Source organism: Streptomyces shinuiensis, assembly GCF_043660855.1.
Classification (GTDB): Bacteria; Actinomycetota; Actinomycetes; order Streptomycetales; family Streptomycetaceae; genus Streptomyces.
In genome coordinates, this window is the sequence record NZ_JBIHML010000001.1 from 610,620 (window position 1) to 625,520 (window position 14,901).

The following is a 14,901-nucleotide window of genomic DNA, read 5'->3' on the forward strand; positions in this document are numbered from 1 at the left end:
GGCCCGGTGGCGGGCCGATACGGCTAGCCCGCCGCCGGGCCGGCTCCGGTGCGGCCCTCGGGCCGCTGTCCGGGCTGGGCCGGTACACAGGGCGCCTCACGCCCCTCGGCCAGCCGTTCCAACCGGTCCAGCAGCGCCGCGCGCTCGGCGTCGAAGGCGGGGTCGGCCTGGTAGTCGCCATGGCCCAGGATCGGCGCGGGCAGCGGGTGCTCCGGGGTGCGGCCGTAGTGCAGCGGATCCCTCAGCGGGCCGCGGTCCACGTCCTGTCCCCCGTCCTCGCCCGCCATCACCGGGCCGCCGATCGGATCGGTCAGGCGCCACAGGTTCCGCCAGCAGTCCACCTCCTCGCTCAGCGCGCGCATCGGAGCGGGCCCGAAGCAGGCCGGGAACCAGCGCCCGTAGAGCCGCTCCAGCGGGGAGCCGTAGGTGAGCAGCGCGACCCGCCCGCGGGTGTCGGGGTCGAGCTGCCAGACGGCGGCGGCGGCCAGCACGCTGCCCTGGGAGTGCCCGGAGATCACCAGCCGGCCGCCGGTGCGCGCGGTCCAGGTGCACATCCGCCAGGTGAGGTCCGGCACCGCTCGCTCGGCGTAGCAGGGCGGCGCGAAGGGGTGGGCGGCGCGCGGCCAGAAGGTGCCCACGTCCCACAGGATGCCGACGGTGCGGCGGGCCGCGGCGTCACGGTAGGCGCGGCGGCCCATCGCCACCAGCAGCACCACCATCGCGCCCATCAGCCAGGAGCCGAGCCCCTGGACCGTCTGGGCCAGAGCGGGCAGCGGGCCGGGCCAGGAGGCCGCGGCCGGCCCAGGGGGGAGTCCGGTGCGGGCCGCGCCCGCCAGGGCGCCGGCGCCCAGCAGCACGGTGGCGACGGTGACGGAGGCGATCAGGGCCGGCGCGGAGTCGGTCAGCCGGGCCCAGGCGACGACGCGGGCGATCCGGCGGCTGCGGGACTCCAGCTCGCGGGGCTCGCCCTCGTAGGAGTCGACGATCCGGGGGGTGAGCCGCCTGCGCGTTCGCCCCGCCCGTACCGCGGCGCCCAGCGTGAAGGCCGCCACGACCAGCAGCAGGACGGGGATCGCCGCGGCCTGCCAGCTCAGCAGCACCGGCGGCCCCGCTATGGCGCCGCCGGCCACGCCCGGGGTGCCGTCCTTGTCCAGCCAGTCCGCCACGCGCTGGGCCACGCCGCCGGTGAGGACCCCGCCGAGCGCGCAGGCCAGTAAGGCGACCGCGGCGCCGCCCAGCCCGCCCATGGCACACCGTCCGGCGCACGAGCCCGGGGGTGAGGCCCGGTGCAGGGCGTACGCGGTGACGGCGATGGCGGCGGCCAGCGCGCCCTGGAGGAGCACGAGCCAGGCGAACACGCCGGTGCCCGGCAACTGGGCGGAGGAGGTCCAGCCGGGTCGCGGCCAGGCGGCGTACACGGCGGTCAGCGCCAGCGCGCCCAGCGCGGCGCCCGGCAGGGCCCTGGAGGCCCACCGGTCGATCCGCTCGTCCGGCTCGGACTCGGTGCGGCCCTTGCGGACCGTGACCAGCACGGTCGCCGCCCAGCCCGCCGCGAGGACGGCGGCCAGCACCTGTCCCGGGAGCTGCGGCGCGGTGCCGCCTGCGGGGCGCAGATCGTGGGCGGCGGCCGCGGTCAGCAGGGCGGTGGCGATCGTGAGCAGTCCGGCAGCGGTGTGGGCGGCGCGCAACCGGGAGACCAGGCGGCGGCCGTACCAGAAGCCCGGCAGGGAGAGCGCGGGCCGCTCCCCGCCGGGCAGCGGCCGGGCGTGACCCGGCGGGCGCGGGGGCGGCGAGGCGGACTCGTAGGCGCTCCAGGTGCGGTGCGACAGCCACCACAGCAGAGCGGTCAACGCGGCGGGCACCAGCGCGGCCAGGACCAGGCGGCGGCCGGGCGGCGCCCACCAGCCCTCGGTGAGCGGTCCGAGCCAGGACTTGCCGCGTGCGCAGCGTTCGGAGGCGGCGCACTGCCAGGCCACCAGGTCGAGTGCGACCTCGCAGGCCGCGGCGGTGAGCAGCACGGTCAGGGAGAGCGCCACCAGCCGCACCAGGACGTCGTAGACCCGCTGGCCGCGGTGGCGGGCGGGAGCGGCCGGGCGCATCCAGTGGGCGAGGTTGGCGACCATGAACGGCAGCAGGAGCAGCCACAGGGCGCGGGCGCCGTTGCCGGAGGTGAGGTTGGACCAGCAGTACGCCTCGGGGATCGGCCGCCGCGGGGCGCGGTCGGCCGACGGCCCGGTGCGGGGGTCGGCCGACCGGTCGGCGGTCAGGCCGCCGGAGTACCCGTACTCCCCGAAGCGGCTCTCGGCGTCCGCGTCGTCGGTGCGGCGGTGGATGCCGGCGGTGTCGTCGCCGGTGATCCGCACCGTGCGCGGGTCACCGAGCATCTCCTGCGGTGTGGTGCCGCCGACTCCGTGCACCAGGAGTTCCAGTGCCGGTTCCCCCTGGACTCCGCGCTGTCCCGCCGGCGGCGCCGGCCGGTTCTCGGGCATGCTGCGCTCCCCCGATCCGGTGTGTGTCCCCGTTTCCCGCGGGGTTCCCCGCGGCGGCATCCAGGATGGCGGCTGCGGGGCCGTGTGCGCAGCACCACCGCCCTGCCGGGGCGTCACGATCGTGCTCCGGAGGGCGCCGCGGTCACGTGGAAGGATGGGGGCCGAACAGATGCCCGTATCCGCGCACACGGCCGCGCGGGCGATCGCGCGTACGGCCGCCGGTGGACGAGAAGGGACGGACCAGCAGGTGGGCGACAACCAGAACCTCCTGGCGGAGCAGCGGCGCGCGCTCATCCTGGAGGAGGTCAGGCGCCGCGGCGGGGCGCGGGTCAACGAGCTGACCCGCAGGCTCAACGTCTCGGACATGACCGTGCGCCGCGATCTGGACGCGCTGGCGCGGCAGGGCGTGCTGGAGAAGGTGCACGGCGGGGCGGTGCCGGTGTCGGGGACGAGCACGCACGAGCCGGGTTTCGAGGCGAAGTCGTCACTGGAGCAGGGTGCCAAGGAGGACATCGCGCGGGCCGCGGCGGCGATGGCGGCCCCGGGCGGCGCGATCGCGCTCTCCGGGGGCACGACGACGTACGCGCTGGCCCGGTGCCTGCTGAACGTGCCGGATCTGACGGTGGTGACCAACTCGCTGCGGGTCGCGGACGTCTTCCACGCCGCGCAGCGCGCGGACGCCTCGCGGGGCGGCTCCCCGGGGGCGGCGGTGGTGGTGCTCACCGGCGGGGTGCGCACCCCGTCGGACTCCCTGGTGGGACCGGTGGCGGACGCGGCGATCGGCTCGCTCCACTTCGATGTGCTCTTCCTCGGCGTGCACGGCATATCCGCGGAGGCCGGGCTGTCCACGCCCAACCTGGCCGAGGCGGAGACCAACCGCCGTCTGGTCCGCTCCGCGCGGCGGGTGGTGGTCGTCGCCGACCACACCAAGTGGGGGACGGTAGGCCTGAGTTCGTTCGCCTCCCTGGCCGAGGTGGACACGCTGGTGACCGACGGCGGCATGCCGGAGCGGACGCGTGCGGAGATCCGCGAGGCGCTGCCGGAGCTGGATCTGGTGGTGGCGGGCGGAGGGTCCGGCGAGCGGGACGGGCACCATGGTGGGAACCTGCGGAAGGAGCGCCTATGACACGCGGGCTGGAGCAGGTCGGTGCCGGCTTCGTCCGTACCGCCCCCGTGCGGCTGGTGTTCGCCGCGCGGGCCGCCGCGCCGCCGGAGGCCGTCTACGCCGCGCTGGCCGACACCGAGGGCTGGCCGCGGTGGTTCGGGGCGGTGACCGGCGCCCGGCCGACCGCGGACGGCCTCGGCCGGAGGATCACGCTGCGCGGCGGCGGCCACTTCCTGGAGACGATCGTGGCCGCCGAGCCCGCCGAGCGCTACGCCTACCGCGTCGACGGGACCAACGTCCCCGGTGTGCGGGCGATGCTGGAGGAATGGCTGCTGACGCCGGAGGGCGCCGGCACCCGGGTTCGGTACACGATGGCGGCCGACGGCACCCCCGTCTTCCGCGCCGTGCTGCGGCTCGCGGGACCGGCCGTCGGACGCTCGTTCCGCGGCGCGGTGCGCGGACTGGACCGGCAGAGCGGCCGCGCGTAGCACTTCCGGGGCGCGTGCGCCGCGTCGCGCGTACCGCAGTGCGCGTAGTGCGGTACGCGCACCCTGGCGTGTCGGGCCCGGCGGGTGCAGACTTCATGACAGGACAGGACAGGACGGACAGGGCAGCACCCGGTGGGGGTGGCGCCGGTGACGGCCGTGGCGGCGGGCCGGCGGTGACGAAGGTGGGAGGCGTTGCGCTGTGGCGGAGCCCGAGTTCAGTGCCACCGGGGTGCGGATAGCACGGTGGTTGCGGTCCCTCACCCGGGCCGGGCAGGTCGTCGTCCGCGACGGGCGGCTGGTGCTGCTGACCAGTTACGGCCGGGAGATCGACAGCGCGCCGGTGGAGCAGGTCCGCGTCAGCGAGCCGTGGTACGCCGCGCGCGGGCGGGCCCTGGCGGCGGTCAACGGCACCTGGTACGCGCTGCGCATGAAGGGGCAGACGAGTGACGGCCTGGTGGCCGCGCTGCGCGGTGCCCGCTCCCGGACGGGCGGGGCGCCGGGGAGGTCCGGCGCCGCGAAGATCGCGGCGGAGCGGCGTGCGGCCCCGGCCGACGGCTGAGGCGCCCGGGGTCCGGTGCGAGTCCGCCGGGACACACCCACCCGGAAAGATTGTCTGATTTGCACCTTTTCGCTGCCTGAATCACGCTGATGTCTGTGCCGTAACGACCGTCGGTGCGCATGGCGCTCTCTCCCCCGCCGTCCGGACACCCCCACCTCTCACCAGGGAGCCGCAGTCGTGATCAGTCACCCCAGCACGTCCGGCCGGCAGCGGACGGTGGAGTTCCAGGCCCTCCCCTCCCGGGCCGGCCAGATCCGCCGCATCGTGTCGGCCCTGCTGCGTTACTGGAAACTGGACCCGCTCGTCGGTCCGGCGGCCGACGGCGTCGCCGAGCTGCTGGCGGGAGCCCGCCGGCAGGCGGGCCCGGACGGGCGCTGCACCGTGGAGATCGCACTGCGGCTCGACCGGTTGACGATCTCCGTGCGCGACCACCCCCCGCAGCCTTCCCCCGCCCACGCCATGGGGGCACTCCTGGCAGGCGGGCCACAGCCGACGCCGCGCGGCCTCGCCGCCGACGGCGGGACGGCGCGGATCACCCTGCCGGTACCGGCGCCCGCCGCACCGGCCCAGAAGGCGGCCCTCCCGCCGGGCCCCCCGGCACGGCCCGAGCCCCTGCAGCACGTCTGACGGGCGCCGGGTCCGGAGCCGGCACCCGGGCCGGGGCACGGATCAGCCCGGCGCCACCGTCATGGGGTCGTCCAGGACCGGCTGCCAGGCCAGTTCGGCGGCGCCCACCAGGCCGCTGTAGTCCAGTTCGCAGGCGAGCACCGGCACTTTGCCGCTGCGTCCCCACAGACTGCGCTCGGCGATGACGTTCCGCAGCCGCTCGGCGTCCGCCTCCAGCAGGGCGCGGTGCAGCCCGCCGAGGATGATCCGGTCCGGATCGAGGATGTTGACCAGGCCGGCCAGGCCCAGACCGAGCCGGTCGATGAGCAGATGCGCCGCGTCGCGCACGGCCGGGTCGGTGGCGTACTCCGTGCGCAGCAACTCCAGGGCGCGCTTGAGCAGGCCGGTCTCCGGGCCGGGCTCCCGGCCGGCGGCCTCCAGGAAGGCCAGCGGGTCGGTCTCCACGTCCAGGCAGCCGCGCCCGCCGCAGTGGCAGGGCCTGCCGTCCGGGTCCACGGTCAGATGGCCGACCTCCAGGGCCAGCCCCGAACTGCCGGTGTGCAGACGGCCGTCGAGGACGAGCGCGCCGCCGACGCCGCGGTGCCCGGTGGCCACGCACAGCAGGTCGCGGGCGCCGCGGCCCGCGCCGTGGCGGTGCTCGGCCAGGGCCACGAGGTTGACGTCGTTGGCGACGAAACCGGTCGCCGGCGCATCGCCGGACGGTCCGGTGACACCGGCCTCGGCCAGGCAGCGGGCGAAGATCTCCCGCACCGGCGCTCCCGGGGGCCAGGCCAGGTGCAGCGGATTGAGGGCGGTGCCCTCCGGCTCGGCGACGGCGGAGGGCACCGCCAGGCCGGCGCCCAGGCAGCGCCGCCCGGTCTCGCGCAGCAGCCCGGCTCCGGCGCCGACGACCTCGGTGAGGACCTGGGCCGGGTCGGCCTCCACGGTCACGGCGCCGGGCACGGTGGCGACTATCCGGCCGCCGAGCCCGACGAGGGCGGCGCGGAACCCGTCCGCGTGCACCTGGGCCGCCAGGACGACCGGGCCCTCGGGGTCGACCGACAGCCGGTGGGAGGGGCGGCCCTGGGAGCCGGCGGCGACGGCCGGCCGGGAGTCGACGGTGATCAGCCCGAGCGCCTCCAGCTCCGCGGCCACGGCTCCGGCGGTCGCCCGGGTCACACCGAGCTCCGCGGTGAGCACGGCGCGGGTGGGCGCGCGTCCGGTGTGCACGAGTTCCAGCGCCGGGCCGAGGGCGCCGCGGCCTCTCTCCAGCTTTGTTGTACGCGTCGGGGTCACCGTCCCATTCTGGCTTTGTATCCACCACGAACAAAGCGGGGTGGCCCGACCGCCCCGAACGGGCCGGAGCGCACCCTGGCACACTGCCTCCAGCCGGGTGCGTTCCGCCCGCCCCCGCGTCCCGCGGGCGGCGGCGCGGGGGGTTCGCCCCGTGGCCCTCCGCCTCTCCCGGGGCCGCCGGTGGTGAGCCGGCCGCCGTACGGGGAGCGGGTCGCCGCCGGGGAAGGCGGGACTCGCCCCCCGCGGTACACCGGCCCCGCCCTCCGGTGGGGCGACGCGGACCACCGGCCTTCGCGGGAAGATCCACTGGAACGCCGTCCAGGACGTAGGCTCACTGGGGCGGTGAGGGAGGGCACATGGCTGAGGGTCTGCGATTCGAACTGCTCGGTCCGCTGCGAGCCTTGCGCGAGGGGAACGAGGTGCCGCTGGGACCGCCCCGGCAGCAGGCGGTGCTCGCCGTCCTGCTGCTGCAGGAGGGGCGGCCGATGTCTTACGACGCGCTGGTGAGCGCGGTCTGGGGCGGCGAACCGCCGTCGCACGTACGGAACCTGGCCCAGAAGTACGTCTCCGGTCTGCGCCGGGCCTTCGCGGCGGCGGGCGGGGGCGGCTCGTCCCCGGAACTGGTGTGGACCGGCAGCGGCTACCGGCTGGAGAACGCCCGGATCGACGATCTGGCGGAACGGCGGACGCTGCTGCGCGAGGCGCTGTCCGCGCGCGAGTCGGGCGACCTGCGCCGGGCGGGCGCACTGGCGATGGAGGCCGAGGAGCTGTGGCGCGGTGAGTTCGCCGAGGGTCTGGCCGGCCCCTACCTGGACGGTGAGAGGCGCCGCTGGGCGGAGAAGCGGCTGATGGTGCTGGAGACCCGGCTGGAGGGCGACCTGGAGCTGGGCCGGTACCGCGAGTGCGTCAACGAGCTGGCGCGGCAGGTGGCCCTGCACCCGCTGCGCGAACGGCTGGTGGGACTTCTGATGCTGGCGCTGTACCGCTGCGGCCGTCCCGCGGACGCGCTGGCGGCCTACGAGGAGGCCCGTCGCCGGCTCGTGGACGAGCGGGGGGCGGAGCCCGGCCCCGCGCTGCGGGAACTGCACGCACGGATCGTGCGCCAGGACCCCTCGCTGCTGCCGGAGTCGGCGCTGGCGTCCTGAGACCGGCGCACGGACCGGCGCCCCCGTCCTCCGGACTCCCCGTTCGAGCGGTCCGGAGGACGGAGGCGGAGGGCGGGGAGCGGAGGACGGGGGCGCCGGAAAAGGACGTTCAGCGGTCCATTCTCTCCAGGGCCCGCTGGGCCAGGGGGTGGGTCCGGACGAGCTCTCCGAGGGTGGTCGTCCCCCGGGTGATCCTCGCGAAGGCGTTCCACGCCGGGCGGAAGCCGGTGAGCACCGCGTGCAGCAGCTTCGGACGGCGGGCGAAGACGGCGTGCATCCGGTTACCCACACCCATCTCCACACCCAGCCCCGACTTGACGGCGAAGGCGTAGTTGAGGGCCTGGCGGCGGGCTTCCACCGCGTCGTGCGCCTCGGCGACCCGCACCGCCCACTCCCCCGCCAGCCGCCCGGAGCGCAGGGCGAAGGAGATGCCCTCGCGCGTCCAGGGCTCCAGCAGCCCGGCCGCGTCGCCGCAGACCAGGACCCGGCCCCGGGTCAGCGGGGAGTCCGCCGAACGGCAGCGGGTGAGGTGGCCCGAGGAGATCGCGGGCTCGAAGCCGGCCAGCCCGAGACGGGCGATGAAGTCCTCCAGATAGCGCTTGGTGGCCGCACCCTCGCCGCGGGCGGAGATCACCCCCACCGTGAGCGTGTCGCCCTTGGGGAACACCCAGCCGTAACTGCCGGGCAGCGGACCCCAGTCGATGAGGACGCGGCCCGACCAGTCCTCGGCCACCGGCGGCGGCACCGGGATCTCGGCCTCCAGCCCCAGGTCCACCTGATCGACCTTCACCCCGACATGGGCTCCTATCCGGCTGGCGCTGCCGTCCGCGCCGACCACGGCGCGGGCCAGGACGGTGCGGCCGTCGGAGAGGACCACGGCCACGGTGCGCCGGTCGGGGACGGCGGGGCCGTGCTGCTCGACGCGGGTGACGGTGGCGCCCGTCCACAGCTCCGCGCCGGCCTTCTGCGCGGACTCCACCAGCGCGTGGTCGAACTCGGGCCGGTTGACCAGCCCGAACAGCATGTTCCGGGAACGCCGGGTACGGGCGAACCTGCCGTCCAGCGAGAAGGTCACCGCGTACACCCGGTCACGCAGGGGCAGTTCGAAGCCGGGCGGCAGGGCGTCCCTGGAGGGCCCGATGATGCCTCCGCCGCAGGTCTTGTAGCGGGGGAGTTCCGCCTTCTCCAGGAGCAGGACCCGGCGTCCGGTGACGGCCGCGGCGTACGCCGCGGAGGCTCCGGCCGGCCCCCCTCCCACCACCACCACATCCCACACCGGGTCCTGCCGGTCCGTGCCCTCGGCGCCCTCGGCGCTTTCCCTGCTCACGTGTGTTACCGCTCCCGCTCGGCCGTTTCCGGTTATCGCCGCATCCTAGTGCCGCGCCCGCCCGGATCCCCTGTGGGATCATCGGCACCACGCATCCGCCTGCACGTACGGTGATCCCGCCCACAGGCACACAACGCAGCACCACGAAGGAGCGTTCCCCATGGCGCACGACGCATTGGCAGCCACCGTAGCCTCGCTGATGCCCCGGGCCCGTACCGAGCTCGGCGAGCTGGTGGCCTTCAAATCGGTCGCCGACCCGGCCCAGTTCCCGCCCGAGGAGTGCGCGGGAGCGGCCCGGTGGGTGGCGGACGCGCTGCGCGCCGAGGGCTTCACCGACGTGGCCCTGCTGGACACCCCGGACGGCACGCAGTCGGTCTACGGCTTCCTGCCCGGCCCGGCCGGCGCCCCCACCGTGCTGCTGTACGCCCACTACGACGTGCAGCCGCCGCTGGACGAGGCGGCCTGGCTCTCCCCGCCGTTCACACTGACCGAGCGCGACGGGCGGTGGTACGGGCGCGGCGCCGCCGACTGCAAGGGCGGCTTCATCATGCACCTGCTCGCACTGCGCGCCCTGCAGGCCGACGGCGGAGTGCCGGTGAACGTCAAGGTGATCGCCGAGGGCTCCGAGGAGATGGGCATGGGAGGCCTGGAGCTCTACGCCGAGGCCCACCCGGAGCTGCTGACCGCCGACGCCGTCGTCATCGGGGACTCCGGGAACTTCCGCGCCGGCCTGCCGACCGTCACCGCGACGCTGCGCGGGATGACCATGCTGAAGGTCCGGGTGGACACCCTGGGGGGCAATCTGCACTCCGGGCAGTTCGGCGGCGCCGCCCCGGACGCGCTCGCCGCGCTCATCCGGATGCTGGACTCGCTGCGCGCCGGGGACGGCTCGACGACCGTCGACGGGCTGTCCTCGGACGCCTCCTGGGAGGGCCTGCAGTACCCGGAGGAGGACTTCCGCAGGGACGCCAGGGTGCTCGACGGGGTGGAGCTGATCGGCTCGGGCACCGTAGCCGACCGCATCTGGGCCCGCCCCGCCGTCACCGTCCTGGGCATAGACTGCCCGCCCGTGGTCGGCGCCACCCCGTCGGTGCAGGCGAGTGCCCAGGCGCTGATCAGTCTGCGGGTGCCGCCGGGCACGGACGCCGCCGAGGCCACCGGGCTGCTCACCGCCCATCTGGAGTCCCACGTTCCCTGGGGCGCGCGGCTGGCCGTGGAGCAGGTGGGTCAGGGCCAGCCGTTCAGCGCGGACACCACCAGCCCGGCGTACACCGCGATGGCCGAGGCGATGCGCGAGGCGTACGACGGCGCCGAGATGGCCACCGCCGGCATGGGCGGCTCGATCCCGCTGTGCAACACCCTGGGCAGGCTCTACCCCAAGGCGGAGATCCTGCTGATCGGGCTGAGCGAGCCCGAGGCTCAGATACACGCGGTCAACGAGAGCGTCTCCCCGGACGAGCTGCGGCGGCTGTCGGTGGCCGAGGCGCTGTTCCTGCGCAAGTACGCCGAGGCCGCGCTCGGCTGACAGGCCGTCACGCGCCGACCGGTGTGCCCGCCTCCAGGTTGAGCGTGACGCCCCGCTCGCGCGCCCGCAGCGCCCAGCGCAGCCGCTCCATCCGCACCGGGGGCAGCATTCCGGCGGCCTCCCGCTCGGTGGCGAAGCTCCAGCCGCGCAGTTCCGAGCCGGGCAGCAGCAGCTCGCGGGCGGCCGCGGTGGTCAGCCGGCCGCCGTCGAAGAGCAGTCGCAGGCCGCCGTAGCCGGGCGGCCGGGGCGGCTCCCAGTCGACGACGAGCAGCCGGAGCGCGGTGTCCAGCCGCAGCCCCAGTTCCTCGGCCACCTCGCGCAGCCCGGCGCGGGCGGGCGGCTCACCGGGTTCGACCACGCCGCCGGGGAACTCCCAGCCGGGCTTGTAGGTCGGGTCGACCAGCAGCACCCGGTCCGCCTCGTCGAAGAGGAGGACCCCGGCCGCCACGGTCTCCGCGGTCGGCTCCGGGGTCTGCACGATGTCGCAGGCGCCTTCCCCGGCGCGTATCGCCTCGACCACCTTCTCGGCGGTCTGCCGGGGGGTGAGGAGGGTGGCGTCAACGGTGTGCGCATCGGCTCGCAGCCAGTCCGGCACCCGGTGGTGGGCCGCCGGGTGCCGGGCCGGCTCCGGGCACCGGTGGCCCGCCGCGGTGCCGCAGGCGCCGTCCCCGGATGTCTCCCCGGCCTCCCCGCGCCGGGCGGCACGCTCTCGGAGGATCGTTTCCCCGATGTCCAGGAGCACATGCCGCACGGGGATGCGGCGGGCCGCCAGCCCGCCGAAGACCTCGTCGCGGTACTCCTGCCGCAGCAGCGTCATCGGCACCACCAGGGTGCCGCCCACCTCACCGTGGACGGCGGCGGCCGTGTCCACCACCAGCCGGCGCCAGGCGGGCAGGTCCTGGCAGTCCGGCACCTCGTCCAGGCGTTTGCGCGGCAGGAGCGCGCGCAGCCCCGCGCCGATCAGGCCGGGGTCGAAGAGGTTGCTGTCCGGGAGCAGCTCGACCAGCTCACGGGCCGTCGTGGTCTTGCCCGAGCCGAAGGCGCCGTTCAACCAGACGATCACGGTTCCCCCCATTCCGTCGTCCCCGGTTCACTGCCCGCTCCACCCCGCTCCGGAAACGCGCCCCCGCGCCCCGCCCCGCGGCGCCGGGGCTCTCACACGGGCCGGCCCAGCGCCTCCCGGCAGGCCGCCGCGGCCCCGACGAGACCGGCTCCGGTGCCCGTACCGGCGGGGACGACCTCCAGCCCCCGGACGAAGGAGAGCGTGGCGTACTCCTTCAGTGCCCCGCGCAGCGGCGCGAACAGCACCTCGCCGGCCTGGGCCACCCCTCCTCCGATCACCGCAATCTCGATCTCGGTCAGGGTCGCGGTCGCGGCGATCCCGGCCGCCAGCGCCCGTGCGGCGCGTTCGAAGGAGGCCATGGCCACCGGATCCCCCGCCCGCGCGGCGGCGGCCACCCCGCGGGCGCTGGCGTCGCCGTCCGGCCCGGGCCGCCAGCCGTCCGCCAGGGCCCGGCGGGCGATGTTGGGTCCGCTGGCCAGGCCCTCCACACAGCCGCGCGACCCGCACGGGCAGGGGTCGCCGTCGATGTCCACGCTGATGTGACCGATGTGGCCGGCGTTGCCGGTCGGCCCGGGATGCAGTCCGCCGTCCAGGACCAGCCCGCCACCCACACCGGTGGAGACGACCATGCACAGTGCGTTGTCCCGGCCGCGCGCCGCGCCCTGCCAGTGCTCGGCGGCGGTGATCGCCACACCGTCGCCCACCAGGGTCACGGGCATCCCCCCGACGACGGCGCGCACCCCGTCCACCAGCGGGTAGTCCCGCCAGCCGGGGATGTTGACCGGGCTGACCGTGCCCCGCCGGGCGTTCACCGGCCCGGCGCTGCCGATTCCCAGGGCGGCCACACGCGGCCACTGGGCCGCCGCCCGCAGTTCGCCGAGCACCTCGGCCACCGTCCGCATCACGCCGTCGCCCGGCTCCCGCGCCGGGGTCGGCCGCTGGGTCCGCAGCAGCAGCCGCCCGCCGCCGTCCACCAGCGCGCCTGCGATCTTGGTTCCGCCGATATCGAGGGCGGCGAGAAGATCCTGGTCCATGGGCGGAGAGTCTCACCTATTCTTGACAACGTTGTCCACTCCATTGGCCGGCTCTATGCTCTGAGGCCATCGACGCGCGGGGACATGCCGCGTGCGACCGTGTCACCGCCCGCCGACGACAGGACGAGACCTCAAGTGGCCGACACCGCCCGCCCCGCCCGCAACCCCCGGCGCCGCTACGGGCTGCGGCCGACGATGAAGGACGTGGCCGCCCGCGCCGGGGTCGGCCTCAAGACCGTCTCCCGGGTCGTCAACGGCGAACCAGGCGTCACCCCCGACACCGAACGCAGGGTGCGGGAGGCCATCACCGCCCTCGGCTTCCGCCGCAACGACAGCGCCCGCATCCTGCGCAAGGGCCGTACCGCGAGCGTCGGACTGGTCCTGGAGGACCTCGCCGACCCCTTCTACGCCCCCCTCAGCCGCGCCGTCGAGGAGGTCGCCCGGGCGCACGGCGCGCTGCTGATCAACGGCTCCAGCGCCGAGGACGGCGAGCGCGAGAGGGAGCTGGCACTGGCCCTGTGCGCCCGGCGCGTGGACGGACTGGTGATCATCCCGGCCGGCGACGACCACCGCTATCTGGAGCCGGAGATCTCCGCCGGGATCGCCACCGTCTTCGTGGACCGCCCCGCCGCCCGCATCGAAGCCGACGCGGTGCTCTCCGACAGCTTCACGGGCGCGCGCGAAGGCGTCGCCCACCTCATCGCCCACGGTCACCGCAGGATCGGCTTCATCGGCGACCTGCCGCGCATCCACACCACCGCCGAGCGGCTGCGCGGCTACCGGGCCGCGATGGCGGAGGCCGGGCTTCCGGTGGACGACTCCTGGGTCGCGCTCGGCCCCACCGACCCCGGACGCGTACGGACCGACGCCGAGCGCATGCTGGCGGGGCAGGAGCCGGCCGCGGGACCGGTCACCGCGCTGCTGACGGGCAACAACCGGGTGACCGTCACCGTGGTACGGGTACTGGCGGGCCTGGAACGGCGCGTGGCGCTGGTGGGCTTCGACGACTTCGAGCTGGCCGATCTGCTGACCCCGCCGGTCACCGTCATCGCGCAGGAACCCGCGCTGCTGGGCCGCAGAGCCGGCGAGCTGCTGTTCCGCCGGCTGGAGGGCGCCGACCACGCGGCGCGGCGCGTGGTGCTGCCCACCCGGCTGATCCCGCGCGGCTCGGGGGAGGTCCCCCCGCACTCCTGAACCCGCCCGGAGCCGGTGCGGACAGCGGCCGGGGCCGCGCGGTCGTGAACCGACCCGCGCGGCCCCGGCCGCTGTCCGCCTTCCGCGGGGGTGTCAGCCCTTGCGGGCCCTGACCTCCTCGGTGAGCTTCGGGAGGACCTCGAAGAGGTCGCCGACCACGCCGTAGTCGACCAGGTCGAAGATCGGGGCCTCCTCGTCCTTGTTGACGGCCACGATGGTCTTCGAGGTCTGCATGCCGGCCCGGTGCTGGATGGCGCCGGAGATGCCCGCCGCGATGTACAGCTGCGGCGAGACGGACTTGCCGGTCTGGCCGACCTGGTGGGTGTGCGGGTACCAGCCCGCGTCCACCGCGGCGCGCGAGGCGCCGACGGCCGCGCCGAGGGAGTCGGCGAGGTTCTCGACGACGGAGAAGTTCTCGGCGCCGTTGACACCGCGGCCGCCGGAGACCACGATCGCGGCCTCGGTCAGCTCCGGGCGGCCGGTCGACTCGCGCGGGGTGCGGGAGACGACCTTGGTGCCGGTGGACTTCTCGCCGAAGGCCACCGAGAGCTGCTCGACCGTACCCGCGGCCGGGGCGGCCTCGGGGGCGGCGGAGTTGGGCTTGACGGTGATGACCGGGGTGCCCTTGGTGACGCGGGACTTGGTGGTGAAGGCCGCGGCGAAGACCGACTGGGTCGCCACCGGGCCGGAGTCTCCGGCCTCCAGGTCGACGGCGTCGGTGATGACGCCCGAGCCGATGCGCAGCGCCAGGCGGGCCGCGATCTCCTTGCCCTCCGCGGAGGAGGGGACCAGCACGGCGGACGGGGAAACGGCCTCGTGGGCGGCCTGGAGCGCGTCCACCTTCGGTACGACGAGGTAGTCGGCGAACTCGGGGGCGTCCGCGGCGAGGACCTTCACCGCGCCGTACTCGGCCAGCGTGGCGGCGGCGCTGTCGGCGCCGGCGCCCAGGTGCACGGCGACCGGGTCGCCGATGCGGCGGGCCAGGGTCAGCAGTTCGAGGGTGGGCTTGCGGACGGCGCCGTCCACGTGGTCGACGTAGACAAGGACTTCAGCCATGGGAGTTGCTCTCC

13 protein-coding genes are annotated in these 14,901 nt (G+C 75.5%); 7 read left to right on the forward strand and 6 right to left on the reverse strand.

Going from position 1 to position 14,901, the window contains the following annotated elements; all coding sequences use genetic code 11:
* Positions 1–23: 23 nt before the first annotated feature.
* Positions 24–2,489, reverse strand: coding sequence for a hypothetical protein (locus ACGRHY_RS02590; protein ID WP_394633756.1), 2,466 nt, complete (start codon positions 2,487–2,489; stop codon positions 24–26).
* A gap of 247 nt (positions 2,490–2,736) precedes the next feature.
* Between ACGRHY_RS02590 and ACGRHY_RS02595 the strand changes: the two genes are divergently transcribed.
* The 4 genes from ACGRHY_RS02595 to ACGRHY_RS02610 all read left to right on the forward strand — a co-directional run bounded on the left by ACGRHY_RS02595 (position 2,737) and on the right by ACGRHY_RS02610 (position 5,268).
* A complete protein-coding gene (locus ACGRHY_RS02595) occupies positions 2,737–3,615 on the forward strand; it encodes a DeoR/GlpR family DNA-binding transcription regulator (RefSeq protein WP_394637897.1) in 879 nt (292 codons plus the stop codon).
* Positions 3,612–4,082 (forward strand): SRPBCC family protein, encoded by a 471-nt coding sequence (locus tag ACGRHY_RS02600; protein ID WP_394633757.1) that lies wholly within the window; start codon positions 3,612–3,614, stop codon positions 4,080–4,082. The genes ACGRHY_RS02595 and ACGRHY_RS02600 overlap by 4 nt, the downstream gene beginning before the upstream one ends.
* A gap of 199 nt (positions 4,083–4,281) precedes the next feature.
* Positions 4,282–4,641 (forward strand): hypothetical protein, encoded by a 360-nt coding sequence (locus tag ACGRHY_RS02605; protein WP_394633758.1) that lies wholly within the window; start codon positions 4,282–4,284, stop codon positions 4,639–4,641.
* A gap of 177 nt (positions 4,642–4,818) precedes the next feature.
* Positions 4,819–5,268, forward strand: a complete 450-nt coding sequence (locus ACGRHY_RS02610) for an ATP-binding protein (RefSeq protein ID WP_394633759.1) — start codon at positions 4,819–4,821, stop codon at positions 5,266–5,268.
* 42 nt (positions 5,269–5,310) lie between these two features.
* On the opposite strand, the gene ACGRHY_RS02615 is transcribed toward ACGRHY_RS02610, so the two are convergent.
* Complete coding sequence (locus tag ACGRHY_RS02615) at positions 5,311–6,543, reverse strand: ROK family protein (RefSeq protein WP_394633760.1); 1,233 nt, start codon at positions 6,541–6,543, stop codon at positions 5,311–5,313.
* A 356-nt stretch (positions 6,544–6,899) separates the two neighbouring features.
* On the opposite strand from ACGRHY_RS02615, the gene ACGRHY_RS02620 reads away from it, so the two are divergent.
* Complete coding sequence (locus ACGRHY_RS02620) at positions 6,900–7,688, forward strand: AfsR/SARP family transcriptional regulator (protein WP_394633761.1); 789 nt, start codon at positions 6,900–6,902, stop codon at positions 7,686–7,688.
* A 109-nt stretch (positions 7,689–7,797) separates the two neighbouring features.
* Here the strand turns inward: ACGRHY_RS02620 and ACGRHY_RS02625 are convergent, their stop codons facing one another.
* Positions 7,798–8,964, reverse strand: coding sequence for a geranylgeranyl reductase family protein (locus ACGRHY_RS02625; RefSeq protein WP_394637898.1), 1,167 nt, complete (start codon positions 8,962–8,964; stop codon positions 7,798–7,800).
* Between the two features lie 211 nt (positions 8,965–9,175).
* Here ACGRHY_RS02625 and ACGRHY_RS02630 point away from each other — a divergent pair, with 211 nt between their 5' ends.
* Entirely contained in the window at positions 9,176–10,540 is a 1,365-nt protein-coding gene (locus ACGRHY_RS02630; protein WP_394633762.1) for a dipeptidase, read from the forward strand.
* A 7-nt stretch (positions 10,541–10,547) separates the two neighbouring features.
* Here the strand turns inward: ACGRHY_RS02630 and ACGRHY_RS02635 are convergent, their stop codons facing one another.
* Positions 10,548–11,603: an NUDIX hydrolase gene (locus ACGRHY_RS02635; protein WP_394637899.1), complete on the reverse strand. Its 1,056-nt coding sequence runs from the start codon at positions 11,601–11,603 to the stop codon at positions 10,548–10,550.
* A gap of 92 nt (positions 11,604–11,695) precedes the next feature.
* The gene (locus ACGRHY_RS02640; RefSeq protein WP_394633763.1) at positions 11,696–12,637 is read right to left on the reverse strand and encodes an ROK family protein; all 942 of its coding nucleotides are present in this window, start codon (positions 12,635–12,637) and stop codon (positions 11,696–11,698) included.
* Between the two features lie 195 nt (positions 12,638–12,832).
* Between ACGRHY_RS02640 and ACGRHY_RS02645 the strand changes: the two genes are divergently transcribed.
* Positions 12,833–13,831, forward strand: a complete 999-nt coding sequence (locus tag ACGRHY_RS02645; RefSeq protein WP_394637900.1) for a LacI family DNA-binding transcriptional regulator — start codon at positions 12,833–12,835, stop codon at positions 13,829–13,831.
* 93 nt (positions 13,832–13,924) lie between these two features.
* Here ACGRHY_RS02645 and ACGRHY_RS02650 read toward each other — a convergent pair whose 3' ends face one another.
* On the reverse strand, positions 13,925–14,887 hold the full coding sequence (locus tag ACGRHY_RS02650) for an electron transfer flavoprotein subunit alpha/FixB family protein (RefSeq protein WP_394633764.1): 963 nt from the start codon (positions 14,885–14,887) through the stop codon (positions 13,925–13,927).
* Between the last annotated feature and the right edge of the window lie 14 nt (positions 14,888–14,901).

Bases quoted from the DNA above. Each gene is read 5' to 3' on its own strand.
- ACGRHY_RS02620 (WP_394633761.1), top strand. From the start codon at position 6,900: ATGGCTGAGGGTCTGCGATTCGAACTGCTCGGTCCGCTGCGAGCCTTG.
- ACGRHY_RS02645 (WP_394637900.1), top strand. From the start codon at position 12,833: ATGAAGGACGTGGCCGCCCGCGCCGGGGTCGGCCTCAAGACCGTCTCC.
- ACGRHY_RS02590 (WP_394633756.1), bottom strand. From the start codon at position 2,489: ATGCCCGAGAACCGGCCGGCGCCGCCGGCGGGACAGCGCGGAGTCCAG.
- ACGRHY_RS02630 (WP_394633762.1), top strand. From the start codon at position 9,176: ATGGCGCACGACGCATTGGCAGCCACCGTAGCCTCGCTGATGCCCCGG.
- ACGRHY_RS02640 (WP_394633763.1), bottom strand. From the start codon at position 12,637: ATGGACCAGGATCTTCTCGCCGCCCTCGATATCGGCGGAACCAAGATC.
- ACGRHY_RS02600 (WP_394633757.1), top strand. From the start codon at position 3,612: ATGACACGCGGGCTGGAGCAGGTCGGTGCCGGCTTCGTCCGTACCGCC.
- ACGRHY_RS02650 (WP_394633764.1), bottom strand. From the start codon at position 14,887: ATGGCTGAAGTCCTTGTCTACGTCGACCACGTGGACGGCGCCGTCCGC.